The organism is Amycolatopsis roodepoortensis (assembly GCF_024628825.1).
Classification (GTDB): domain Bacteria; phylum Actinomycetota; class Actinomycetes; order Mycobacteriales; family Pseudonocardiaceae; genus Amycolatopsis; species Amycolatopsis roodepoortensis.
The window spans coordinates 2,764,047-2,787,156 of the sequence record NZ_CP102415.1 but is presented as its reverse complement, the minus strand read 5'-3'; the positions used below and the strand labels follow the sequence as shown (position 1 = coordinate 2,787,156).

General features: G+C 67.1%; 22 protein-coding genes. 15 read left to right on the top strand and 7 right to left on the bottom strand.

Annotated elements, in window-relative coordinates:
* Positions 1–30: 30 nt before the first annotated feature.
* The 3 genes from NQK81_RS12975 to NQK81_RS12965 form a co-directional block, all read right to left on the bottom strand.
* Positions 31–1,197, bottom strand: a complete 1,167-nt coding sequence (locus tag NQK81_RS12975) for an ROK family transcriptional regulator (RefSeq protein ID WP_257488378.1) — start codon at positions 1,195–1,197, stop codon at positions 31–33.
* A 42-nt stretch (positions 1,198–1,239) separates the two neighbouring features.
* Positions 1,240–1,689 (bottom strand): GNAT family N-acetyltransferase, encoded by a 450-nt coding sequence (locus NQK81_RS12970; RefSeq protein WP_257488377.1) that lies wholly within the window; start codon positions 1,687–1,689, stop codon positions 1,240–1,242.
* A gap of 407 nt (positions 1,690–2,096) precedes the next feature.
* Positions 2,097–2,390, bottom strand: a complete 294-nt coding sequence (locus tag NQK81_RS12965; protein WP_257488376.1) for a DUF2695 domain-containing protein — start codon at positions 2,388–2,390, stop codon at positions 2,097–2,099.
* A 1,062-nt stretch (positions 2,391–3,452) separates the two neighbouring features.
* Here NQK81_RS12965 and NQK81_RS12960 point away from each other — a divergent pair.
* Positions 3,453–4,775 carry an AAA family ATPase gene (locus tag NQK81_RS12960; RefSeq protein WP_257488375.1) on the top strand — a complete coding sequence of 441 codons (1,323 nt, stop codon included), beginning with the start codon at positions 3,453–3,455 and terminating at the stop codon, positions 4,773–4,775.
* The gene (locus NQK81_RS45400) at positions 4,772–5,377 is read left to right on the top strand and encodes an RloB family protein (RefSeq protein ID WP_371878865.1); all 606 of its coding nucleotides are present in this window, start codon (positions 4,772–4,774) and stop codon (positions 5,375–5,377) included. The genes NQK81_RS12960 and NQK81_RS45400 overlap by 4 nt, the downstream gene beginning before the upstream one ends.
* A 1,136-nt stretch (positions 5,378–6,513) precedes the next feature.
* On the opposite strand, the gene NQK81_RS12955 is transcribed toward NQK81_RS45400, so the two are convergent.
* The 3 genes from NQK81_RS12955 to NQK81_RS12945 all read right to left on the bottom strand — a co-directional run bounded on the left by NQK81_RS12955 (position 6,514) and on the right by NQK81_RS12945 (position 8,773).
* Entirely contained in the window at positions 6,514–6,987 is a 474-nt protein-coding gene (locus tag NQK81_RS12955; RefSeq protein ID WP_257488374.1) for an NUDIX domain-containing protein, read from the bottom strand.
* A 5-nt stretch (positions 6,988–6,992) separates the two neighbouring features.
* On the bottom strand, positions 6,993–8,213 hold the full coding sequence (locus tag NQK81_RS12950) for a helix-turn-helix domain-containing protein (protein WP_257488373.1): 1,221 nt from the start codon (positions 8,211–8,213) through the stop codon (positions 6,993–6,995).
* A 203-nt stretch (positions 8,214–8,416) separates the two neighbouring features.
* On the bottom strand, positions 8,417–8,773 hold the full coding sequence (locus tag NQK81_RS12945) for a GntR family transcriptional regulator (RefSeq protein WP_257488372.1): 357 nt from the start codon (positions 8,771–8,773) through the stop codon (positions 8,417–8,419).
* Between the two features lie 87 nt (positions 8,774–8,860).
* On the opposite strand from NQK81_RS12945, the gene NQK81_RS12940 reads away from it, so the two are divergent.
* From NQK81_RS12940 to mobF, 9 genes are all read left to right on the top strand, one after another.
* Complete coding sequence (locus NQK81_RS12940; protein ID WP_257488371.1) at positions 8,861–9,229, top strand: helix-turn-helix domain-containing protein; 369 nt, start codon at positions 8,861–8,863, stop codon at positions 9,227–9,229.
* A complete protein-coding gene (locus NQK81_RS12935) occupies positions 9,229–11,316 on the top strand; it encodes a type IV secretory system conjugative DNA transfer family protein (RefSeq protein WP_257488370.1) in 2,088 nt (695 codons plus the stop codon). The genes NQK81_RS12940 and NQK81_RS12935 overlap by 1 nt, the downstream gene beginning before the upstream one ends.
* Positions 11,313–11,597 (top strand): hypothetical protein, encoded by a 285-nt coding sequence (locus tag NQK81_RS12930; RefSeq protein WP_257488369.1) that lies wholly within the window; start codon positions 11,313–11,315, stop codon positions 11,595–11,597. Before NQK81_RS12935 ends, NQK81_RS12930 begins: the two co-directional genes overlap by 4 nt.
* Positions 11,594–11,962, top strand: a complete 369-nt coding sequence (locus NQK81_RS12925) for an SsgA family sporulation/cell division regulator (protein ID WP_257488368.1) — start codon at positions 11,594–11,596, stop codon at positions 11,960–11,962. The genes NQK81_RS12930 and NQK81_RS12925 overlap by 4 nt, the downstream gene beginning before the upstream one ends.
* The gene (locus NQK81_RS12920) at positions 11,962–12,168 is read left to right on the top strand and encodes a hypothetical protein (protein WP_257488367.1); all 207 of its coding nucleotides are present in this window, start codon (positions 11,962–11,964) and stop codon (positions 12,166–12,168) included. Before NQK81_RS12925 ends, NQK81_RS12920 begins: the two co-directional genes overlap by 1 nt.
* Positions 12,165–12,896 (top strand): DUF4913 domain-containing protein, encoded by a 732-nt coding sequence (locus tag NQK81_RS12915; RefSeq protein WP_257488366.1) that lies wholly within the window; start codon positions 12,165–12,167, stop codon positions 12,894–12,896. The genes NQK81_RS12920 and NQK81_RS12915 overlap by 4 nt, the downstream gene beginning before the upstream one ends.
* Positions 12,893–15,262: a hypothetical protein gene (locus NQK81_RS12910; RefSeq protein WP_257488365.1), complete on the top strand. Its 2,370-nt coding sequence runs from the start codon at positions 12,893–12,895 to the stop codon at positions 15,260–15,262. The genes NQK81_RS12915 and NQK81_RS12910 overlap by 4 nt, the downstream gene beginning before the upstream one ends.
* Complete coding sequence (locus tag NQK81_RS12905; RefSeq protein WP_257488364.1) at positions 15,259–16,212, top strand: hypothetical protein; 954 nt, start codon at positions 15,259–15,261, stop codon at positions 16,210–16,212. The genes NQK81_RS12910 and NQK81_RS12905 overlap by 4 nt, the downstream gene beginning before the upstream one ends.
* A gap of 220 nt (positions 16,213–16,432) precedes the next feature.
* A complete protein-coding gene (gene mobF / locus NQK81_RS12900) occupies positions 16,433–20,890 on the top strand; it encodes a MobF family relaxase (RefSeq protein ID WP_257488363.1) in 4,458 nt (1,485 codons plus the stop codon).
* Positions 20,891–20,895: 5 nt separating this feature from the next.
* On the opposite strand, the gene NQK81_RS12895 is transcribed toward mobF, so the two are convergent.
* Positions 20,896–21,312 carry a hypothetical protein gene (locus tag NQK81_RS12895; RefSeq protein WP_257488362.1) on the bottom strand — a complete coding sequence of 139 codons (417 nt, stop codon included), beginning with the start codon at positions 21,310–21,312 and terminating at the stop codon, positions 20,896–20,898.
* 388 nt (positions 21,313–21,700) lie between these two features.
* Here NQK81_RS12895 and NQK81_RS12890 point away from each other — a divergent pair, with 388 nt between their 5' ends.
* From NQK81_RS12890 to NQK81_RS12875, 4 genes are all read left to right on the top strand, one after another.
* The gene (locus NQK81_RS12890; RefSeq protein WP_257488361.1) at positions 21,701–21,964 is read left to right on the top strand and encodes a hypothetical protein; all 264 of its coding nucleotides are present in this window, start codon (positions 21,701–21,703) and stop codon (positions 21,962–21,964) included.
* Between the two features lie 62 nt (positions 21,965–22,026).
* Positions 22,027–22,251 carry a hypothetical protein gene (locus tag NQK81_RS12885; RefSeq protein WP_257488360.1) on the top strand — a complete coding sequence of 75 codons (225 nt, stop codon included), beginning with the start codon at positions 22,027–22,029 and terminating at the stop codon, positions 22,249–22,251.
* 8 nt (positions 22,252–22,259) lie between these two features.
* Positions 22,260–22,661 (top strand): hypothetical protein, encoded by a 402-nt coding sequence (locus tag NQK81_RS12880; RefSeq protein WP_257488359.1) that lies wholly within the window; start codon positions 22,260–22,262, stop codon positions 22,659–22,661.
* A 47-nt stretch (positions 22,662–22,708) separates the two neighbouring features.
* The gene (locus tag NQK81_RS12875; RefSeq protein WP_257488358.1) at positions 22,709–23,095 is read left to right on the top strand and encodes a hypothetical protein; all 387 of its coding nucleotides are present in this window, start codon (positions 22,709–22,711) and stop codon (positions 23,093–23,095) included.
* The last annotated feature ends 15 nt before the right edge of the window (positions 23,096–23,110 follow it).

Genomic DNA, 23,110 nt, shown 5'->3' with positions numbered 1-23,110 from the left:
AGCGTCAATTTTGCGATTTAGTGAAGTAACTCAGGAGGCGTTCGCCAGCTTCGTGAAAAGCGGATCCTCATAGAGGGCGTTCAGCATGACCGCGCCACCGGCGGTCGCCAGTTCGGTCCCCGGAAAGCTGGACGCCACAACGTTTTTCGCCGGGTCCTGGCAGATCCAGGAGCGTCGGGCGACCTCGTCCCGGATCGTGGAAAGGCAGCCTTCGACGTCGCGTACACTCTGGTCGAGCACGATGAGGATTTCCGGATTGAGGACGTCGAAGAGCAATGCGGCGGCCTGTCCGATGATTCTCGCGCGTTCATGGAAAAGGGTGACCGCGCTTTTGTTCCCCGACGCCGCCAAACGGAGTACGTCGGCGAAGATCGGTTTTTCGACGATTTGCGCTTCGACGGCTTTGCGCGCGACCGTGCGCTCCGAAACGGTGGCTTCGAGACAGCCGGATCGGCCGCAGCGGCACGGTTCCTCGCTGTCGTCGACCCGCAGATGCGCGACGGCCCCCGCCGCCGACCGCGGTCCATGATGGACGGTGTCGCCGGTGGCGAAGGCGGCGTCGACCACGTTGCCGGTGAACAACTGCACCACGCTGCGGCGCGCTCTCGGTTGCCCCAGCAGGCGTTCGGCGTGGATGAGTGCCCGCGAATGCCCGTCGACCCGGACGTCGAGACCGGTGACCTCGGTGAGCAGATCGCGCAGCGGGACTCCGCGCCAGCCGAGCAGACCGTGCTCCACCACGGTTCCCGACGACTCGTCGACCCAGCCGCCGGTCGCCACGCCCAACCCGAGCGGCGTCCGCTCCGGCGCGTGTCCGACAAGGAGGTCGTCGAGCAGCTCCGCGATCTGCGCGGCCTGTACGGCAGGTTCGGCGCCGTGATGCGGGGTTTCGTGCTGCGCCAGCACTTTCCCGCGCAGATCCAGCAGCCCGACGGTGAGATGGTCGACCGCGACATGCGCTCCGCACACCACGAACCGTCCCGTGTCGAGGTCCACCGGCACGAACGGCCTGCCGACCGCGCCGGCGACCTCGGGCAGCTCGGTGAGGAACCCGCGGCGCATCAGCTCCGCCACGTGCCCCGTGACGGCCGCCGCGCTCAGCCCGGTGCGGCGCGCGATGGTGCTGCGCGCGATCGCTCCTTCGTCCAGCACCACGCGGAGCACCGCGCTAGCACTGGCACTCCGCCTGCCGGTCACGGTGCCGATGTTCGCAAGCGGGTGCCGGTGGGCCTAGGGCTCTCACGATCCGGGAGTGCTCAGCCTTCGGAGGAATCGTGCGCTGCGTTCGCAGTGGTCCTCGTATCCCCGCGCGCGATAGAAGGCGTGCGCGGCGGTCCGGTGGCGGGAGCTGGTGACCTCCATGGTGTCGCAGCCCCAGCGCAGCGCCTCCGCTTCGGCCGCGGCGACCAGCTCGCGTCCGATGCCCGAGCCTCGCCGGGTCTCGTCCACCACCAGGGCGACGATCCGCCCACCGGACCCCGGCCGCTCGAGAAGCGGGATCGCGACGACCGCGACGACACCGACCACCGTTCCGTCCGCCTCGGCGACGAACGCGGCACCTTCGGGATGGCGGGCCCAGCGTTCGAGCCGTCCGCGCACGTCGGTCTCGTCGTTGTCCGGGTAACCGAGCTCGGTGAGGAGGGCGGTCACTGCGGGGGCGTCGGTGGGGCGGGCGTGGCGAATCTCCATGATCCTCATCTTGCCCGGACGGGTCGGCCGCCGACTCGGAGTGAGGTGTGTGGAAACAGGGACGTTGAGCGTCCCTGTTTCCACACACCTGTCGTGATCGGTCCGGTCACGACGGGACCGTGTGGATTTCGGGTCATCCAACGCACCGAAATCCACACGGTCGATGTCGCCGGTCCACGTCCGCGTCGAGCGGCTGCCGGCCTGCACTGAGACGTGGATCAGGTCCATCGAAGCGGAGGGTCGCCGCGCTCAACGCCGGCCAAGGTGCGGCACCGTACGTGTGCCCTTACTGCGGAGCGAAGGAAGGTACGCGCGACGGCCGCTGGATTCCGGACATCCTCACGAGAACCCCGGAGTGGGAGACGAGCGTTCGCCGAGGCCGTGCTCTACACGATGTGCGACAAGCCCTACGCCGTCTGGTCCGGGTCCGTGTTGGCCAAGACCTCGCAGTCGCAATACCCGCCGGCGTCCGCAAGAGCCTCCCGGAGCGTCGGCCAGTCCATACCCCGCTCCGACGCCCACACCTCGGTCAGCCGGACGCTGTGGTCACAGCCTTCGGCGCCAAGCCGCTCATCCAGCCGGTCATACAACGCGTCCAGCTCGGCACGATCAAGCCCCAGCGCATTCCAGGCGGCGGCACGCTGCTGCTCCTTGTACGCGTTGCGCAACGCCTTGCGCCGCGCCGCCTCACCCGAATCCACAGACCCCAGTGTGCAACACACCTGATCAACATTGAACAGGCCTTAGGCCGCGTTCCGCTCGGCGGCGAGGCGAGCTCGGGAGCGGGCTGGAGAGTGCGATGCGGCAGGTGAAAATCCTCAAAGCGGAGTGTCACTGAGCGCCGCACTAGCCGCCGAAGCGGCTCCGCCGCTCCGAAAGAGGGTGTTCATGCAGGCCAAAGGCCTAGGGTCGGGATGACAGGATTTGAACCTGCGACCCTCCGCTCCCAAAGACCCGGTTGAGCGGTTTGTGAGGGTACCCCAAGTTGCATCCGTGCTGGTCAGAGCAAAACGGGCGACATGGGCAACGCTGTGAAACGGTATGAACTGAGACGGAAACTGAGACGGCCGCAGCGTCGCCGGAAGGACCTTGCGGGCTCTCCCGTGCCGAGATCCAGGTGCTGGGCCACGCAACATGTATGGGTAGATGAACCCATGGATTTGTCCATGGCAAGTTTGGTCGTGACGAGTGCTTGAGCGAAGACGCACGCCATGCGCCGCATCTACACGACTCCAAAGGGTCGATTTTGAAACAGCGCTACGCCATACTTAGCATGCCTTGCAGTCGTCCAGCATGAGCTGCGACATTAGCAAAAGGGAACGAGCATCGTTTCTTGTCCTCATCAGTTGGCAGACAACGATTTCCAGGGGTTATCCGGGGTAGTCGTAATCCAGTCATTGCGTACCCGGGCGACGACCACGTCAGACCTACGCCCCCCTTGGAGGGGATATCAGCGCTCAGCACACGCTAGTCGAAGCAAAGGTCACACTACAGAATGAATACAAGTAGTAGTTGAATGGATACAAACAGTTACTGAGACGCAAAAATCCGATCGCGACCAGCCCAACAGCTGCGCTTTCGTTATGTATATGTTATGTTAACGCATCTGGGGCGAGATGTTTACTTGTCTCTCGCAGGTGAACTTGACAAACGGACTATCCACAGACTCAAGTTCTGACATACACTTAGCGGCGCGATCTCAGCCAAGTTGGCCGAGATCGCGCCGCTGACTGTACTACCCAGACACAGAGAGGGTCGCTTCGATGCTGCTCCGCTTCAAGGTGGCCAATCACCGCTCCCTACGAGATCCCACCGTCCTCACGCTGACTCGGCCGTCTCTTCGAACGAACGTGCCAATGGACGGAAACTGGGTCGGAGCAACTAGTCGCGTTGCTGGAATCTATGGCGCAAATGCTTCAGGCAAATCAACCTTGCTTCATGCACTAAATTTCGTGGGAGAAGCCGTACAATATTCCGCCTCCCATTGGGCTGACGGCCCGTTTCCATACTTTCCCTTTGCTCTTGAAAAAAAGATGAGGGAAAGTGACTCCGAATACGAGCTGGACATCGTAGTCAACGAAGTCCGCTACACGTATGGCTTTCAGTCGAGTCATGATGGAATATCCAGAGAGTGGCTATACTCTTACCCCAATCAGAGGCGAAAGACACTCTTTGAACGAGACCCAGTACATGATGGTGGATACTTCTTTGGACGAAGTCTGCAGGGAGAGAATCAGACAGTAAGAAAGCTGACGGAGCCTCACAACTTATTTCTTTCCGTCGCAGGTCGCGCCAAACATTCAACACTCGGCAAGATTTATGAATACATTAGCCACAACTTGCGATATGCCGCCTTCACGCACTATGACCAGAGTAATCGGATGTCACTAGTGAAGCGCGTCCTCGAAGATAAGGTTCTACTAAAAAAGACCGAGGCATTGTTGCGCTTTGCCGATATGGGCATAGCTGGAATTGCTCTCGAAAACGAGGAGCTGGATGCCAGGCTTCAGGAAGTAATTCGTAATTTTGCCGCCTCGTTGACTGAGCCTCCAGACGAAGAGACGATCACTAGCACCTTTGAAGAGCTCAAAAAACAAGTCTTCTTTCAGCACTTTACAGAGTCTGGTTCTACTCCCGCCAAGCTAAGTCTTGATGATGAGAGCGCGGGAACTACCGCATGGCTCTCGCTTTCGGTTCCGGCGCTACTGACCATCGAGATGGGAGGAGTTTTCCTGGTTGACGAGCTTGACTCTTCTATGCATACCAAGCTTTGCGCTGCCCTCATCTCTTTATTCAAGGATCCAGATATTAACCAGACTGGCGCACAATTGATATTTACCTCCCATGACGTCTCACTACTTGGCAGAATCGGAGGTAATGTACTGAAGCCAGACGAAGTCTGGTTTACAGAGAAGACGTTCGGTGCGACCGAAATATTCTCACTGCACGAGTTCCAAACACGCGAGAGGGACAACTTTGAGAAACGCTATCTCGAAGGACGCTACGGCGCGGTTCCCATGATTGAGATAGACCAACTTAAGGCTGATCTCGTCTATGCAAACGCAGCACTGGACAGCGAAGAGTGAGTCAGCGCGGCCACAGCTCTCCTCGTGCTAAGTGGAGAGCTCCTCACGGCTCAAGGAAAGAACGTGCACGAATACTTGTCGTAACCGAAGGACTAGTAACTGAGCCACAGTACTTCAAAGGTCTTGCGAAGCACTTCAAGGCGACTGGAGTTCGCGTCTGCGGCTTAAAAGTAATCGGCGATGGCCGAGGCGACCCACTAAAAGTGGTAAAACGTGCCGACCTGGAAACCAATAATGGCCACCTAGTCGGGAAACGTGACGGCTTCGATTCGGTTTGGTGCGTCGTAGACGTAGATACTCACGTTTCGCTAGGAGATGCAATCATTGAGGCGAAAAGAAGGAACTACAATATAGTAGTGAGCAACCCATGCTTCGAGATATGGCTAGTTTGGCATTTCGGAGAGCATCGCGCATATCTAACTTCGCGCCATGCTGAAAAGATTTCAGAGAAACATGGAATACTTGAGAAGCGTCTCCCATACGATTTCCCTTACGGAGATGTGACTCTAGCAATTGAGCGATCCCAGCGCATTGAGACTGAAATTCCATCTAACCCTGGGAGTACGGCGTGGAAGCTAGCCAAAGTTATCTCGCAACTATAGCTCTGGGTTTCCACTTCCAATTGAGGGCCTCTTCGTCCATCCCGTCGACCTGGCGTCAGCCCGATCGAGCCTGTCAAGGGGGCGCCGGTCCTGCCGTCGTGAGCGGGCCGCCAGACCGCCCCCTTGACAGGCTCGATAGCCCTCAGGAGGTCGATGGGGTGGACGACAGGCACTCACGAACGCGAGTTCCGCGCTCTCCTCGACCATCCCGGAGACCTGCCCGTCCGGCGAGGACATTGCTCTTGTTGACGGAACCTCACCGCAGGGCCACGCCGGCACTGCCGTATCCCCTGGGCCACGGCTCGTACCCTTGTTGACGGCCCCTCCGACGGCGGGGCCGCGGGCCGGTTCTTCCACGGGCGACCGCCGGGGACCGGGCGCCAGCCCGCATGCCCCGGCGGGGCTTGCCCGTGGATCAAACACCCTTGTTGACGGCCCCGGAGGGGCCGCCTTGAACAGGAAAGGAAACTTGAGCACGGCGGCTGCGACCGATCCGGCTAGACAGCGACTGGATCTGCGACCCCTTGCAGACAGTGCTGCGGTCCGGCGAGCAGTGCAAACCGGAGTCTCGCGTCGGTACGCCAGCAGGCGGCCATGCGTCATACTGGGGCCATGATGGCTGCCCGTCATAGTCCGAACTCGGTTGGCTTCCGGTGTGTAACGTGCGGAAAGATGACTGCCGCAAATCGGCGCACCGGCCTGCTGAATTTCCATCATCGACCCAGAACTCGCGAGCAGTGCTCTGCGGGTGGTCAACGAGTGCTGTCCGCCGCAGAGGACACCGCCGCGGCGGTTGATCCGCCGAAAAACCTTGATTCAGTTGCATTTCATTGCCCCGAATGCGGCACCAAGACTCGGGCCAACACCCGTACTGGCCTCTTGTACTCGCATCAGCTCGATGGGGGAACTGATACGTGCCCAGCCTCGGCGCAAGCTGTGCTGGAGTCGGAAGGCGGCAACTCGCCAACTCTCATTCGAGAGAAGGCCCCGAACACCGAACGCGCACCCGGAGTACGGCGGCCGCCCTCGTCCTCAACGAGCGTGCACACGGTCAGCGGCGGTTTGCCTGGGTTAGGGCGTCGGCACTGATGCTGGCCAGGCAGAGGGACCAGATCTTGCAATGATCATGAGCCTCGTCAGCGGGGTATGTCGAGCACTGGTTCGCCGTGTTCGAGGTACACCGTGGTCTGGCGTTCGTGCGCCTCGTGTGCACGAGTGAGTCGGCGCAAAAGGCGTGGAATGACGTAGTCCTGAAGGTGGCGTACAGGAACCCACTCCCAGTGGTCAAGCTCTTCGTCGTCAAGTACGATCCGCTGCTCGTCATCGCCGAGTTCACCGCAGTCGAAAATGTACAGAAGCTTGTCGCCCTCCCTGTCGTTCGGCGCCCAGTCCTGCGCCAGGAGAGACGACGGCGCACGGTCAATGCCGAGTTCCTCGCGCAGCTCCCGTCGACACGCTGCGGCTGGTGACTCGCCACGGTCCACGTAGCCGCCGGGGATATCCCAGCGGTTCCCGTAGGTCTTGCGAACAAGTAGGACGCGGTCGGCGTCAACGAACAACGCCCCGGCGGCGACCCGGGGCGTTGCGAACTTCTCAGATGGATCGGTCACAGCTCCTACCCTACGACGTGCATCCTCCGCGCGAGCTGGTCCAGTTCGAATGCAGGCTTACCGTGCGTGTTGCGGATCCAGTTCAGGACCAGCTGCCTGCTCAGGTAGTGGTGACGTACCTGGTCGGGCGCCATTCGCTCGGCATCCAGCACTGTTGCGACCGCAGCCTCCCTCCGCCCGGATGTGTTGTAGGCCCGCGCGACGTCAAGGAGGTGGCGGACCCGTCGTTCAAGGGGAAGGGTGCTCGTGTCAAGACTCGGGCCGAGGTCGAGGGCGATTTGCACATCACCCAGCTCCATTGCGGTGTTGACCCGGTGGATCGCCACGTTTGTCGGCCCGAATGCCGTCCATAGATGGTTGCCGTCGATACCCAGCCGGCGGGCGGCATCCTCTGCTTCGGCGAGGTAGGAACGGGTCGTCGAGCGATCGTCCGATCGCGACGCTGCCATCGAACCAGCAAGAAACAACATGCCGTAGGCCGACAGCAGGTCGCCGCCGCCTTCGCCAAGGTGAGGCTGGAGATAGGCGGCACCGGCCTCAGTGAGGCTTGTCGCTGGCTCGTGGCGACCTGTCGAAAGCAGCGCGAACGCAACGGAACGAAACAGGGAGCCGGTGATCGCGTGGTTGCCTGTTTCTTGCGCTGCCGCGAGACCGCGCTCGGCGGCCATCCACGCGAGGTCAGCTTCACCCAGCTTGGTGAGTACCGACGCCGACGCCTGGTAGCTCAAGGCAAGTAGCTCATGCGCACGGATTCTGTCGTCGCCTTCATGCTGGCGGGCGGCTAGTAGTGCGTCGGCGAGCAGCAGTGGCGAACGACCGGCGGCGAAACCGAAACGTGAGTTTTGGTATGCGTCAAAGACTGTCCGAAGCTCACTGGCAAGCTCGTTCAGGTTCGGAGGTTCCGCGTCTGAGGCGGGCGCGTTGAGAATCGGGGTCAGCTGGCGGTAGTCCATCAAAGCCGCCCGGAGCGCGGGAACTGTCGATGTTCCGCTGTCCGGTGTCCAGTCCAGCAGCGTGGGTTCGCCGATCAGATCGCCCAATGCGACGTCGAGGGCATCGGCCAACCGGCGAATGACAGACAGTCGATCGAGTTCAGCTCGGTTATTCTCCGCCTTTCGCAGCCACTCGCCCGTACGGCCAACGAGGCCTGCCAACGCCTCTTGGGACATGCCGCGGCGGCGGCGATACCACGCGACACGCTCGCCAACGGTCAGGTTTTCGCTCATTCCTCTCATGAACACCACCCTCCCTGCTCGCAAGAAACGTACCGGGAAAGTTATTCCCGGGTGGATCGGCAAACCGGCCCCAGGCTGCTCTTATGAGAAACCAGCGACGTCAGGTGGCCCCAGTGGCCACCGTCCGTAGTGCGACGCTCGATGCTTGGGGCGACGCGGGTGACTCATGCGGTGCCAGCGAGATGAGTTCACGACTAGTCGACCCGAGCTTCGAGCCGCGCGAGGCGTTCCTTAACTCCCGCAAGCTCAGCGCGGAGTGCTTCGACCTGGTCGGCGATTCCCTCCGAAAGCGGAAGACTCGCGGGAGCGTCGTCTGCGCGTTCGCTGACGAACGACCCTTTTCCTTGGCGCGAGACGATGAAGCCGCCCACTCGCAACAACTCCAGGGACCGCTTAATCGTCTCGATGCCGACCTCGTATTGCTCTGCGAGGGCGCGCATGCTCGGCAGCTGATCGCCGGGCTTCAGATCGCCCAGTTGGATCTGGTCGCGGACCAGGGTTGCGATCCGGAGGTAAGCCGGGCGGGGGTCGCTGAGGTCATAGCCGTCCATGGCCCCGAGTCTACGGATAAAGCCAGCATAGCCGTCTTTGCTGGTACATCAGCCTTGCCTGTGCCAGCTAAGACGGCTAAGCTGGCTATGTTCTCAAGTTTCGCGGTACTCGCCGCGATTTCCGTGCAACAGAAGGAAACCCCGACCGGTGTTGGAGCACCGGCCGGGGCGCGCATCGAAACGTTGGGAGAAACGATGCAGGTGGAGCGTACTCGGATGTATCGGGTCCAAGCAGTCGCGCAGGCGTGTGACGTCTCGGCAGCAACGATCTACAGGGCAGTTGAGTCCGGCGCGCTACGCGCTAAGCGGATGGGCACCGGCAAAGGTGCGATCAGGATTTCAGGCGAAGCGATCGAGGAGTACCTCGCTGCCTGCGAGTCGGCCGCTGCGACGCGCGTTGTTCACCAGGACGACGACGCGAATGGGTTCGAGTTCGCGGCTGGGGGTGCGGCCTGATGCGCACGTTCGGGGCTCTTCTGACGGCGGTCGTGTTGATCGCGCTGGGCAATTTGTTGAGTGATTGGCATGTGAAGGCCGCTGTGGTGTGGCCGTGGTTCGTCGTCGCGGGTGTCGCGGCCGGCGTGTTCGGTCTGGCGGAGCTGGTGCGCGGGAACCCGGCACGGCTGGTGACGGTCGCGGCCGGGCTGACCGGTTTGTCGCTGTGGTTCGCGGGCTGGGTTCCCGAGGTGACGCCGGGCTACGACGTGTGGCCGTGGGGTCTGCTGCTGGGCGGGCCGGTGCTGGCGGTCGCGGCGTTCCTGGGTCTGCGGGGCCGGAACGGTTCGGCGGGGTTGATCGGGAAGTGGTCGCGTCGTTCGCGCCGGAATGGTGGTGTGGCGTCGCGGTGGCAGATCTGGCGGGTGGCGTCGAAGTCGGCGATGCGGCGGAAGGCGAAGGTGCTGAAGCCGGGTTTGAAGCGGGCGATGTGGTGGACCCGCCGCCAGGTGCCGGTGACCGAGTACGCCACGGCGGTGGCGCGGGTGGGGTTCCAGCGGATCTGGTCGCCGGTGGAGGACGTGACGTTGCGGCTGGGTGGGCCGCGGTCGGGGAAGACGGGGGAGCTGGCGTGCCGGATCCTCGACGCCCCCGGCGCGGTGATCGCCACCTCCACGCGGACGGACTTGATCGAGCTGACCGCGCAGCTGCGCGAGCAGCAGCACGGCCCGGTGTTCGTGTTCAACCCGTCGGGGTTGGGGAAGCTGGACTCGACGATCACGTTCGACCCACTGTCCGGGTGCGCGAACCCGGTGACCGCGACTCACCGCGCGAGCGATTTGCTGCCCGACGGGGGTAGTGACGAGCGGGAGCACTGGGTGTCGCAGGCCCGCCGCGCGCTGGCGGCCCTGATGCACGCCGCCGCCCTGGGCGAGCTGGACATGGTCGATGTGCAGTCGTGGGTCGCGGACCCGGACGGTTCGGCCGATGAGGTGCTGCGCTTGTTGCGCCGTTCGCCGGAACCGGCGTTCGAGACCACCGCCCGGCAGTTCCTGACCACGAACGACCGCACGAGGTCGTCGATCACGACCACGATCATGCCCGCTCTCGGGTGGCTGACCGACCCGACCGCGCGGGCCGCGGCCACCGGTGGCGCGTTCGACGTCGCCGAGCTGCTCGACCAGCGCGGCACCGTCTACATGCTCGGCGCCGAGGAGGGCCACACGGCGCCGCTGGTGGCGGCGCTGACCGCGCACATCGCCCGCGAGGCCCGCCGCATTGCCTCCGAATCCCCGGGCGGCAGGTTGGACCCAGCGTTGACGATGGTGCTGGACGAGGCGGCGCTGATCTGCCCGGTTCCTTTGGACAACTGGACTTCGGACATGGGTGGCCGCAATATCACCATCCACATCGGCGCCCAGTCCCGCGCGCAGCTGCGGAAGCGGTGGGGCGACACCGGGTGCTCGGCGATCCTGACGAACTCCTCGACGCTGCTGGTGCTGGCCAACCAGAAGGACCCGGACGACCTCCAGGCGTATTCGCTGCTGACCTGCGACCGGCAGGAGATGGTCGCCACCGAGGACAACGACGGCCGAGTGACCGGGCGGACGCCGCAGCGGGTGCCGGTGCTGTCGCCGGGGCAGATCTCCCAGCTTCCGGAGCTGCACGCGGTGATTATCCGGCGGGGTATGCCCGCCGCGATCGGGACACTCCAGATGGCGTGGAAGCGCCGCGACGTCAAGGCGATCGAGCGGCGCTGGCGCCACGCCGAGCTGATGATCCGCTGGGCCGACCGGCGCGAGTTGTGGCTGACCAAGGCCGGGGCGTTCGTCGACATGCTCGCCGACCGCGTCGAGCCGTGGGTCGCCCGTGCCCAGGACTGGGCCGCCGAGCGCCGTGCTGCCCGCGTCGAGGCGGTCGTGCCGCCGCAGGCCGCACACGAGGCCGGGGCCGTTCGGGTCGAGGCCGTGCGCCTGGACAACGAACCCGCCGCCGGCGACCGCACCGTCGATCCGCTCGCGGCGCTGGACGCCGAACTCGACGCCCACATCGCCGGGACGAGCGAGTTCCCGGGCGCCGATGAGCGCGGGGAGGGCCGGACGCGATGAACCCGAACCAGCCCTTCATGCCGGTCGACACGTTCCGGATCACGACCGTCATCGGCCAGCTGACCCGCGAGTTCGTCGAGCACTCCGGAGAGCAGACCCGCTTGGTGGCGGTGCTGGTGGAGATCACCGTGTGGCGCACCGTGCACGGCCAGACGGCGGGGCAGATCACCCGGTTCCTCGACGCCCACGTCGCCCCCGGCGTGCGCGAGGACTTCGTGGCCTGGGTGGTCTCCGAGACCGGCCGTCGCCTCGCACCGGTCCCGGGTGGGGGTGCGCGATGAAGGTGCACATGCCCGCCCTGGTCGACTCGACCCGGCTGCGCGTGGCCGTCGGGTACCGCGCCGACGAGCCGTTCGCGGTGACGCTGACGTTCCCGACCGAACCGGAGGCCCGGTGGGTCCTCGGACGGGAACTGCTGGACCTCGCCCTCAACACCGGTACCGCAGGGCTCGGTGACGCGCGACTCACCGCCCGCGGTGACCTGCTCGTGCTCGCCCTGTCCACACCGGACGGTGAGGGAACGGCGATCTTCCGCCGCGACGACCTCGCGACCTTCCTCTCCCTGACCTACCGCATGGTTCCGGCCGGTACCGAGGAAATCGACTGGTCGGCCGCCGCCAAGGTGTTCCCGGAGGTGACGTTCTGATGAGCGCCCCCACCGCGCCGCGCGTGTGGCTCGCCGCCGGCGTCGCCGACAAGCCCGCCCCGGCCGATCACCCGGTGGTCCGCGACGACCTGATGCACCTGTGGTTCCCCGGCGACGACGGGCTGTGGCACACCGCCGACGGCCGCCACCACGCCGCCTGGACCGAACTCCATGCCCGGTTCGACCTCGTGGAGGTCCCCCGATGAGCACGAACGAGAAGAAGGAGCCCGAGTTCGCGACCACGGCCGCCGTGGCTGGTCTGGCTCGTGAGGTTGAGGGCCTGCGCATGACGCTGGAGGCGGTGACGCCGCTGCCGGAGCAGGTGCAGACCTTGCACGAGCTGGTGGAGCCGTTGCCGGAGCAGGTGACGAAGCTGGCGAAGGTCGTCAAGGGCCTGGTAAAGCAGCTCAACGACGAGGAACCGGGGACGAAGACCCGGCCGTTGTCGTGGCTCGATCTGGCCGACGGCGAGGACGCCGACGGCGCCGACGAGGCGCAGACGGTCCTGACGGAGTTGTCGTTGTGGCTGACGCGGGTGTATCTGCGCTACCACGGCGCCGAGCTCCCGGAGTGCTGGTGGTGGCACCCCGACGTGGTCGAGGAACTCGTCAGCCTGATGCGGTCGTGGCTGGCCGCCTACGTCGACCGGGACGCCACCGTGGCCCGCGCCGCAGACTGGCACGACCGGTACCGGCCCGGTGTGGTGAAGCGGGTCAAGGCGGCGACGGCGAACTGTTCGCTGGAGAACCACCAGGACGGCGGCACCCTGTTCCTGCCCGGGCCGCGTGTCCCGTCCGGCACGGCGCTCGCGCCGATCGCCGCATGGTGGGGCACGGCCCGCACCGAGACCGCGCCGGAACCGGACGCCGACGTCATCGCCGACACTCGTGCGGCCGAGGCCGCGCGCCGCCGCGCCGGGGGTGCTCGGCGATGACCGAGTGGATGGATCAACTGACCCAGGCCGCGACCCGGCTGGCGGCGGAACGGCACCGCGATATCGCGTTCCTGCGCTCCACCGCCGCCGCCGGGGCCACCGACCCGGTGGTGCGGGCACGGTTGGAACGCGAAGCCGCCGAGGCCACCGCTCTCGCCGACGGCTACGCCGCCCGGGCCGCCGAGCTGGCCGTCGGCAACGAGCCGTGGGAAGAGGTGGAGATCGAGCAGCAGGTCGAGCAAGCTCGTGTGGCCGCGACGTATGACGTGCTCGACGGCCCTGGCGAGACCACGGAGCAGTTGCGGCAGCGGGAGATCGCCGACGCGACGATGCTCTCGTACCTGACTTGGCAGCAGGAAGGCGTTCCGCCGCAAGAGATCGCGCAGCGGCTGGAGCGGGTCTCGCCGATCGGCGCGAAGGCCGTCAGCGACTACGAGCAGCTTCTCGCCATCGGCTACGAGCCCGACGAGGCGCGGGCGATCGCCGCCGACACCGCCGCCCAGGACCCCATCCCCGCCGACGGCGCCGCCGAGGACGAGGCCGAAGTGGAGCTGTTCGAGCCGGACGTGCCCGACCCTGTCGCCGCCGAGGTCGAGCAGCTGGCGTTCGACCACAACGACCGGGTCGGGCGGGACGCGGCGGCGTTGTTCGAGAAGGCCCGCCGGGACGGGCGCAGCGAGGACGACGCCTCCGACGAGGTGCTGGGCACCTTCCCCGTCGAGGACGTCCCGGTCGCCGACACCGCGCTCGGTCACTACCTGGAATACCGCCGGGACGGGTTGGAACCGACCACCGCCGCCGAGCTTGCCGCCCTGGTCGCCGCCGACGAGCTGACCCCTTTCGAGTTCGGACGCGAGCCCACGGTGGACGACACCGACACCGACACCGACACCGACGCCGCCGGCGTCGACGATCCGGACGTGGTGGTGATCGACCCGGACGAGCTGATGCCCGCCGGGGAAGCGATGCGGAACTACTTCGTCGCCGAGGACGCGGTGGGCCGCTTCGCGCAGCTGCGCTCCGAGGGCTGGGACGACGACACTGCCGCGGCCCGCGCGGTCGAGGCCAGCCTCGACGAGACCGGACTCGCCGCCGCAGCGATCACCGGCTACCGCCGCCAGCTCGACACCGGCCAGGACCACGAGACGGCCCGCTTCACGGCGGTGAGCGACGCGGCCACCGCATTCACCTCACGTATCAGCGCCGAACAGGCCGAGCAGGTCCGCGCCGCGCTCACCCAGCCCGCTGACGCCACCGAGCACGCGGCGGTCCACGACACCGAAGAAGAGTCCACTGTGGACGACAACGAGCTGACGAACTCGGCCCAGGACGCCGGTTCGCGCGAGGACTACGACGACATTTTCTCCGAAGAGGCGTACGCCGAACGCGACACCACCGGCGCCGCTGGCACCGCCGACGAGGACGTCGAGTCGACGGACGCCGACACGGGCTTCTGGGCCGAGGTCGCGCAGCGCCGGGAAGCGCTCATCGCCGACGGCGTCGAGATGAACGAGGCCGCGGACCGGGCATGGCTGGACGTGTGCGGGGAACGCGGCATCGATCCCGCCTCGACGGTGTCGACTGCCCAGCCCGACGAGAGTCGCCTCGACCCCGCCGTAGGCGAGCGCGACGTCGACGACGCCGGGATCGCGTACATGGACCCGACCTCTCCTCTGCCCGAACGCGCCCCGGAGGCGGGTAGCTGGATCGCCCGCAACCTGACTTACCACGAGCAGGACGAGGCCGACGCGCGCGCCGAAGACCGGGAGGAGATGGAGCGCGCACGGGATGTGGTGCGGAGCCTGCCGGACGGGTCGATCACGGACGACGACCTCGCGCGGGTGGGAGTCACGGCCGAGCAGTACGACCGGCTCATGATCGAGGAGTGGAGCCCCGAGGCCGATCGCGCCCCGGAACCGGGCAGCTGGATTGACCGCAACTTCCCGGCCCAGGCCGCCGAATCTCCCGACGTCCCGATGTATGAACGGGACGCGGGCGACCGGTTGCAGGACTGGATCGAGGAACGCGAAGACGAGCTTGAGGCCGACGAGCGCGACGCCACCGAGCAGGTGCTGGACGACATTGACGACGTGCTCGCCGAGGAACGCGGCTACGCCCTGATTGAGAAGGAACGAGCCAGGCGCGAGAACGCGGCAAGCGATGCCGACACCGCCGAGAACGCCGAGCCGCCGTTGGCGGACCGGATCGCGGAATGCGAGCGAGCCGTCGAGGCGGTCGCAAACTTCGTGCCGCACCACGAGACCAGTGACGAGGACAGCGAGCGCGCCGAGCGGTGTGCCCGCTGGAACGCCGAGGACGCCGCCGCCGAGCAGGCGGTCGAGAAGACCGAGGGGTGGGGCCAGTGAGCGGGTCGGGAGGCAAGTGGGCGACGGCGGGGTTCTGGCTGCCTGGTTTGGTGGTGGCGATCTGTGCCGCGGTCGCGACCGCGCACGGCCTGTTCGAGGTCGTGGTGGCGTCGGGTGTGCTGGCGAGTATCGCGTGGACGTACCCGGTGATCACCGACGGTCTGGCGATCGTGGCGTACGTGGCGACCTCGCGGTTGTCCGGGGCGGGCCGCCGGTACGCGTGGGCAGTGGTGATCCTCGCGGCCGGGCTGTCCGGGTTGGCGCAGGCGATCTACTTCGTCGGAGGCTTCACCGCGCCCGTCCCGCCGGGGCCGAACGGTGAGCCGGGAGCGGCGGGGAATCCGCCGCCGGAGTTGCTGCGGTTCTGGGTGGGGGCGTGGCCGGCGATCGCGGCGGCGATCGTGGCGCACCTGCTGTTCATGCTCAGCGAGCTTCGCGCCATCCGGAAGGCGTCCAGCGCATCGGACGCGAGAACCGTTCCGGGCCCGGAGGCAGTCGCCGCGATCTTCCCCGGCGACTCGCAGCCGACGGCCGTCCAGGGGCGGCCCGTCCAGTCCGCCCGTCCGGAGCGCTCCGACGTCCAGTCGCCGTCTGTCCAATCCGGGCTTGTCCAGCCGAAGCCGTTGGACGCGCCTGCGTCGCCGGAGCGGTTTGAACGTCCAGTCCCGGAAGAGTCTTCCGTTCAGCCGGAGGCGTCCGTCGCGCGCGGCGCGGAGGAGCCGAAGCCGGAGCGTCCAGCCGTGACGCCGTCGTCGCCGAAGCGGGACCGCGCCTTGCACGAGGCCCGCAAGTACCAGGCGCTCCACGGCCACCTCCCGACCGTTGATCAGCTCTCCGAAACGGCCGAGGTGTCCCGAGGTACCGCCGGAACCGTCCTGAAGGAACTCCGGGAACAGCCCCACCACCTTCACGTCATCACGAATCTCAGCGCCACCAAGGCCAACTCATGATCAGCCACTCACCCAGCAGCACACAGCACCTCAGTAAGCCATCAACTCAGTCCAAGACACCCATCAGCCACTCACCCAGCAAGTACTCACCAACCAAGAAATCAGATGCACACCTATGCATCACGATCTGTCGGCCCGGTGCGCCCTGGCGGGCGCCCGGGAACACCACCACCGTTGTTGATCTTCAAAGCCCGTGTGTTGATCTTGAAAGGTGGCCGGGATGCTGACGTTGTCGAACGGATACTCGGTCTCCTACCTCACCGAGGAGGTTGCGAAAGGCCGCGAGAACTACTACACCGACGCCGTGGCGGAGGGCGAGCCGCCGGGGCGCTGGTACGGCGGCGGGGCGGAGAAGCTCGGCCTGACGGGGCTGGTCGACGAGCAGGACATGCAGGCGGTCTACGAGCAGTTCGTCGACCCGCGCGACGAGGCGTTCAAGGATCCAGCCCGGTGGGCGGAGGCGTCCACTCTCGGCCACACCGGCCGGAACTATCCAACGGCGGACGAGTTGTACGCGGCCGCGTTGGACAAGGAACCGGGCGCGACGGGTGAACGCCGCGAGGAATTGCGGCTGGAGGCGAACAAGGCCGCGCGGAAGAACGTGGCCTTTTTGGACGCCACGTTCAGCGTCCAGAAGTCGGTGACAGTGCTGCACACCGCGTTCGAGGCACAGCAGGTCCGGGCTGAACGGACGGCTGGACGACTGGACGACGCGCTCGCCGCCGCCATGGCGGCGGGCGCGTCCCCGGCCGAACTCGCCGAGATCGGCCGCCAGCGCGACGACGCCCGCACGGCGGCGGAGTCGTGGCGGGCGCACCGCGACGCGGTGGAGGACGCGATCTGGGCGGGGAACCGCGCGGCGCTGGACTACCTGTCCGAGCACGCCGGGTACTCGCGGGTCGGGCACCACGGCGGGGCCGCGGGCCGGTTCATCGACGCTCACGACTTCGTGGTCGCCAGCTTCTTTCAGCACGACTCGCGTAACCACGATCCGCAGCTGCACATCCACAACGCGATCCTCAACCGCGTCGAAGGCGCCGATGGGCAGTGGCGCACGCTGGACGGCCGCGCGCTGTACGCGCACCGGGGCGCCGCGGCGGCGGTGGGGGAGCGCACCACCGAGGAACACCTCGCGAAGGCGCTCGGGGTCCGGTTCGCCGCCCGCCCGGACGGGAAGTCCCGCGAGGTCGTCGGGATCGATCAGCAGGTGATGGACCTGTTCAGCTCGCGCCGCCGCGCGATCACGAAGAAGACCGCCAGCCTGGTCGAGGCGTTCGAGGCGCGGTTCGGGCGGGAGCCGAACTCGCTGGAGCTGGACCGCTTGCAGAGGCAGGCCACGTTCGCCACCCGGAAGGCGAAGTCGCACGACGGCGAGACCACCGAGGAACGCCTGGAACGTTGGGACCGCGAGCTGCGCGCCGAGGTCGCCGACGGTCTCGCCGGCGTCGCCCGCGACGTCCTCACCCTCGACCACGGCCCACGTGAAGCCGCCCAGTGGTCACCGGACGACGTGCTCAAGACCGCGCTGGCGGACGTGCAGTCCACCAAGTCCGGATGGACCGCCCCGGACCTGACCCGCGCGATCTCCGACGCGCTGCCGGATCACCTGGGCGACCTCGACGGCGCCCAGATCGCGCGGCTGCTGGACACCCTCACCGCTGAGGGCGTGAAGCTCGCGACCCCGCTCGCCACCGACCGCCCCGGCGTCGCCGTCCTGCCGGACGCGCTGAAGCTCGCGAACGGCGAATCCGCCTACGAGGCCCCGGGCCGCCGTCTCTACGCGACCCCGGAGCACGTGCACACCGAACGCGCGCTCGCCGCCGCCACCGCGCGCGGCGGCGCCCCGGCGCTGGACGTGTCCGACGTGGACGCCTTCATGTCCGCGCTTGCGGATCACGGAATGGTGCTCGGGGCGGACCAGGCCGCCGCGGTGCGCGGCGTGCTGACCTCCGGCGCTGCGGTCGAGTCGCTGGTCGGCCCGGCCGGGACCGGGAAGTCCTTTGTGGTCGGCGCGCTGGCGAAAGCGTGGCAGGACAACGCTTTGTGGGGCGGGCAGACTCGCCGCGTGGTCGGGTTGGCGTCCAGCCAGGTCGCCACCGACGTCCTCGCCGGCGAAGGACTCACCGCGCGCAACATCGCGCAGTGGCTGGGCGTGCAGGAGAAGCTCGCCGAGGGCTCGACCCACCCCGAACACGTCGAATGGAAGCTCAACCCCGGCGACATGGTCGTGGTCGACGAGTCCGCGATGGCCAACACCGCCGACCTCGCCCGCATCCACCGCCACGTCGAGCAGGCGGGGGCGAAGCTGCTGCTGACCGGTGACCACCGGCAGCTCGCCGCCGTTGGCGCCGGAGGCGGCATGGACCTGATGGCCACCGCCGGAGCCGCGTACGAGCTGACCGAGGTCCGCCGGTTCCAGGCCGAGTGGGAACGGTCGGCGTCGCTGCGGCTGCGCGACGGCGACGAGACCGTGCTGAGCGACTACCACAAGCACGGCCGGATCCTCGACGGCGGAACCCGCGAGCAAGCCGAGGCCACCGCCGGAAAGGCGTGGCTCGCCGACACCCTGGCGGGGAAGCACTCGATCCTGATCGTGGACACCAACGAGCAGGCCGCGCACCTGTCGGCCGAGCTCCGCAACGAACTCGTCCGGCTTGGCAAAGTCCAGGAAGCCGGTGTGCCGCTGGGGATGCAGGGCACCTACGCCGGCGTCGGGGACCTGGTCCAGGCCCGCCGCAACGGCTGGCACCTCACCGGGTTCGACGGCAACCCGGAGGCGCCGATCAACCGCAAGCAGTACCGCGTCCTCGACACCCGCGAGGACGGCGGACTGATCGTCGCCCGCGTCCTCGGACGCGAGGACGGCGTCGGCGAAGTGCTGGGGGAGCGGATCACGCTGCCCGGCGCCTACGTGTCCGAGCATGTGGCGCTCGGCTACGCCTCGACCGTCCACAGTGCCCAGGGTCTGACGGTCGACACCTCCCACGCAGTCGTCACCGAAGCGACCGGGCAGGAAGCCCTCTATGTCGGGCTCACCCGAGGTCGTGAGGGCAACACCGCGCACGTGACGACGCTGGCCGTCCCGGCCGACGCGACCGAAGGTGCGGCGTTGCAGGCGGTGAAACGGTCCCCGGCCGCGGTGCTGGCCGCCGCGTTCGACGGCACCGGCCCGCAACGCTCCGCACTCGCCGAGGCCACCGAAGCGGCGGCGGACAACGACGCCATCCGCACCCCTGCCGAACTCCTCGCCGACGCCACCGAGCTCGCCACCGCCGGTCGCACCCAGCGGTGGCTCGACGAGCTCGTCGAGGAAGGGAAGCTGACGGAGAACCAGCGGGCGCGGATCGCCGCCGAGGACGGCGGACCCACGCTCGCGCGGCTGCTGCGCCGCGCCGAACTCGCCGGGCACGACCCGCGCGAAGTCCTCGACCACGCCGTCACCACCCGGACCCTGTCCGGATCACGGCAGCTGACGAACGTGATCCACCACCGGATCACCGACACCGTCACCCTCGACCCCGTCGGCGACTCCTACGCCGACTGGCTGCCCAAGGTCGACGACCCCCAATGGGCAACCTATCTGCGCACGCTGGCCGACACCGCCGACCAGCGGCGTCGGCTGCTGGGTGACGAGCAGGCGAAGAAGCCCGAGCAGTGGGCGATCGAGGCGTTCGGACCCGTGCCTGAGACTGCGGATGAGCGGGACGCGTGGGTCGAGAAGGTCGGCATGGTCGCGGCACACCGCGAGCTGACCGGTCACGACGACCCGTCAACCGCCGTCGGAGCCGCGCCGAAGTCCGGGCAGATCGAGGCGTACGCGTCGTGGCGCTCGGCCTGGCGCGTCCTCGGGCGTCCGGAGTCCGGGCGGGACGAGCTGGAGATGTCCGACGGGCAGCTGCTGGTCCGGATGCGGGCGTGGGAGCGGGAGAAGGCGTGGGGGCCGGAGTTCGTCGGCCAGGAACTCGCCGGAACCCACCAGGCCCTCGACGCCCGCCGCCGGGACGCGGCCATGCGCCGCGCCGAAGCCGACGCTGCGGCCGACGAAGAAGAGCGGGAACGGATGCTCCAGGAAGCGGCCGAGGCCGACGCGCTCGCCGACACCCTCGCCGCCCGCGCGGCCGAGCTGGAAGGCGCCGACGAGGCGCGGGCGCTGTGGTACGCCCACACCGCCGAAACCCGCGCCGCGGCCGACCGCGCCAGCGCGGAAATCTCCGCCCGCAACCTCGACACCACCCCCGCGCCCCTGGTCACGGCCGACGAGTGGCTCGACGTCCACCACGAGCACATGGCCGCCGAGGACGTCCACCGCGAGGTCACCGCCGACCACGACCTCACCGACGTCGCCCAGCAGCGCGCCACCGACGTCGACACCGTCACCACTCCCGATGACGTCGAGGACGTGGTCGCAGAGATCGAGGTGGCCGACGTCCGCGAGGTCGCCGCGGTCGAAGACCCGGTCGCCGAGTCCGACGAGGTCCGGGTGCCCTCTGCCGAGGAGACCGCCGGAGCCGTCGAGCAGGCACAGCGCGCGCTGAAGGAGATCGCCGCCCGCCAAGCCGCCGAGGAACGGCACGCCGAAGAGGAAGCCCAGGCGGCGGAGCTGTACCGCCGCAACACCAGCGACGCCGCCGACGCGGCCGAGCTGGCCGACGCCGACGGCGCGGTGTACGTGGGATGAGCAGGTCAGCCCTGAGAGTGGGCGGGGACGTCGAGCGGCGGAACACCGCTACGGCGCCACGCCCACTCCAGGGTGGCCACGACCGCCGGGAGCCAGCCAGGGCGGCTTTCGAGATGCTGAGGGACTGGCCGGCGCCACAGCAGCCGCTCGGCAGCCTGGGTCTCGGCTTCGATGGTTTCCTCGTGTGCCAGCCCGAAACGCCGGGTGACTGGCGCGTCGGCGAGCCGGGGTTTCTGGTTGACACGGCGCACGGTGGCGCAGGCGAGCCAACGGCAGGTTTGCGCGACACCGAAGTACGCCCAGTTGGTCGGCTCGGCGTCGAGCGCGCGTTCGGCGGTGAGCCACAGGCGCGCGAACTCCACCACCGGCACCCGCACGTTGCCGCGGGGGATCCGGTCGAAGTCGCGTCCGGTCAGCTCCATGGAATCCATGGTGACACGCGCCCCCGACAGAAACCGTCCACCGACCGGGGCAATCCGCCGACGCACGGTCACCGCCACCGATAACCGCCCTCTGCGGCGGAACAAGGTCCGCGCAAGCGCGGCCTGTGTTTTTGAGCTTCGCAGCCCGGCTTAGCACGGCCCCAACCTCACGGTAAAGGGGCGCATTCCAAAAACTTTTCGAGCGCGAAAAGCGTGCGCTCAAAAACTTTTCGGCCTGACCCCTTGACCGCGAGCCTCTGGGGCCGCGCGGTGCGCCGAAAAGGGGCAGCGGCAGAGCCGACGCCCCGCCCTACGGGCAGCGAAGAAAGACCGGACCAGCAAGCACAACACAGGTTTCAGCACCCGTCCGCCAGAAGGGAAACCCGCAATGGATCTCACTACCGCGATCGACATGGTTCTCGCCCACGCGCGCGAAGAGGACCCCGAACAGGAACTGACCGACCGCGAAATCCTCGCCGAAGTCCGCGCCTTCGACCACGCCGAAATCGACAGCTGGATCGAGGACGAGGTCATGGAGCCCGGCGAACGCGAGGCCGCCTACCGCGCCGTGCTCGATGCCTCCGACGACGAGATCACCGCCAGCCGCACCGTCACCCGCACCGACACCGACGAGGACTCCGACTGCCTCTGAGCCCCGCCCGGATGCGGGGCCACCCCGGCCCCGCATCCCCCCACCACAGACAGGAGAAGGTCGTGGCAGCACAGGGGAAGAAGAAGACCAAAGACGAACTCGACGCCGAAGCGCTCGGGATGACCGTGGAGAAACTCCACGAACTCAAAAGCCAGGTCGGAGCCGCGAAGGGGCGCGGGAAGCGCCCGGCCGGGACCGCCGGCGCCGACACCAAACTCGCCAGCTGGGGCCAGGTCGAAGGCCAGGAAGAACTGTTCGCCTGCGAGCCGAACCAGGCCGCGTCATGAGCGCCAGCGTGGCCGAAACCGTTGCGGTGAAAGCAGCCCGCGACGACTGGGACCAGGTCCTGTCCGGCCGTGGGCACGCGATGACGTGGCGGCTCGGGCCGAACGCCCGCCGCCGAGGGCACGCCTACTTCTGGGAAGGCACCTGCACACACTGCGGAGCCGAGATCAGCGTCTCCGACGGAGCCACCTCCTGCGGCGGCGTCCGCGACGCCCGCCACGTCCCGTGCAGCGGACCGGGAACCGCCGTCCTCACCGAGATCGAAACCGCCCGCATCGACGACCTGATCACCGACGCCGTGACCGAGTACCGCGCCGCGCTCGAAGTCCACATGGGCTGCACACATTGGAGCTTCTACGTCCTCGCCGGAATCGCCACCTGCCTCGACTGCGGCCACCAATGGCACATCTGACGAACCCCACCATCCCGCCGAGCGCCGACCACAAAGGACTGAACGCCATGACCGAAACCCTGAACCAGGCAGCACTCTTCGCAGCCCTGTCCGTGCACATCAACGCCCACCCCGACCTTGCCGAGCTGGCCAGCGTCTCGAATTCGACGCTTCAGATTTCCGGTACCGAAGGGGTCACAGCGGCAATCGCGTGGGCGCACACCCTCGGCGGAGACAGCACGGTCACCCTGGGAGCCCACCCGCACGGGGACGTCGGGGTCAAGATCACCGGCACGATGGCTGGTCACCGCGTCACGGTCTTCACAGTCGAAGACGACCGGCTCCACGAGCTGCTCCCGCCTGATGTGGGACAGCCCTACTTCCAGCGCAAATGCACCCTCAGCCTGGCCGACCTCGAAACCCACTTGGACACCGCCGCGCCCGTCGAGTCCTGAGACCCCGTTTACCCC

Coding starts and splice junctions, on each gene's coding strand:
- NQK81_RS12970 (WP_257488377.1), bottom strand. CDS start 1,689: ATGGAGATTCGCCACGCCCGCCCCACCGACGCCCCCGCAGTGACCGCC.
- NQK81_RS12960 (WP_257488375.1), top strand. CDS start 3,453: ATGCTGCTCCGCTTCAAGGTGGCCAATCACCGCTCCCTACGAGATCCC.
- NQK81_RS12950 (WP_257488373.1), bottom strand. CDS start 8,213: ATGAGCGAAAACCTGACCGTTGGCGAGCGTGTCGCGTGGTATCGCCGC.
- NQK81_RS12945 (WP_257488372.1), bottom strand. CDS start 8,773: ATGGACGGCTATGACCTCAGCGACCCCCGCCCGGCTTACCTCCGGATC.
- NQK81_RS12940 (WP_257488371.1), top strand. CDS start 8,861: ATGTTCTCAAGTTTCGCGGTACTCGCCGCGATTTCCGTGCAACAGAAG.
- NQK81_RS12935 (WP_257488370.1), top strand. CDS start 9,229: ATGCGCACGTTCGGGGCTCTTCTGACGGCGGTCGTGTTGATCGCGCTG.
- NQK81_RS12930 (WP_257488369.1), top strand. CDS start 11,313: ATGAACCCGAACCAGCCCTTCATGCCGGTCGACACGTTCCGGATCACG.
- NQK81_RS12925 (WP_257488368.1), top strand. CDS start 11,594: ATGAAGGTGCACATGCCCGCCCTGGTCGACTCGACCCGGCTGCGCGTG.
- NQK81_RS12920 (WP_257488367.1), top strand. CDS start 11,962: ATGAGCGCCCCCACCGCGCCGCGCGTGTGGCTCGCCGCCGGCGTCGCC.
- NQK81_RS12915 (WP_257488366.1), top strand. CDS start 12,165: ATGAGCACGAACGAGAAGAAGGAGCCCGAGTTCGCGACCACGGCCGCC.
- NQK81_RS12910 (WP_257488365.1), top strand. CDS start 12,893: ATGACCGAGTGGATGGATCAACTGACCCAGGCCGCGACCCGGCTGGCG.
- mobF (WP_257488363.1), top strand. CDS start 16,433: ATGCTGACGTTGTCGAACGGATACTCGGTCTCCTACCTCACCGAGGAG.
- NQK81_RS12895 (WP_257488362.1), bottom strand. CDS start 21,312: ATGGAGCTGACCGGACGCGACTTCGACCGGATCCCCCGCGGCAACGTG.
- NQK81_RS12890 (WP_257488361.1), top strand. CDS start 21,701: ATGGATCTCACTACCGCGATCGACATGGTTCTCGCCCACGCGCGCGAA.
- NQK81_RS12875 (WP_257488358.1), top strand. CDS start 22,709: ATGACCGAAACCCTGAACCAGGCAGCACTCTTCGCAGCCCTGTCCGTG.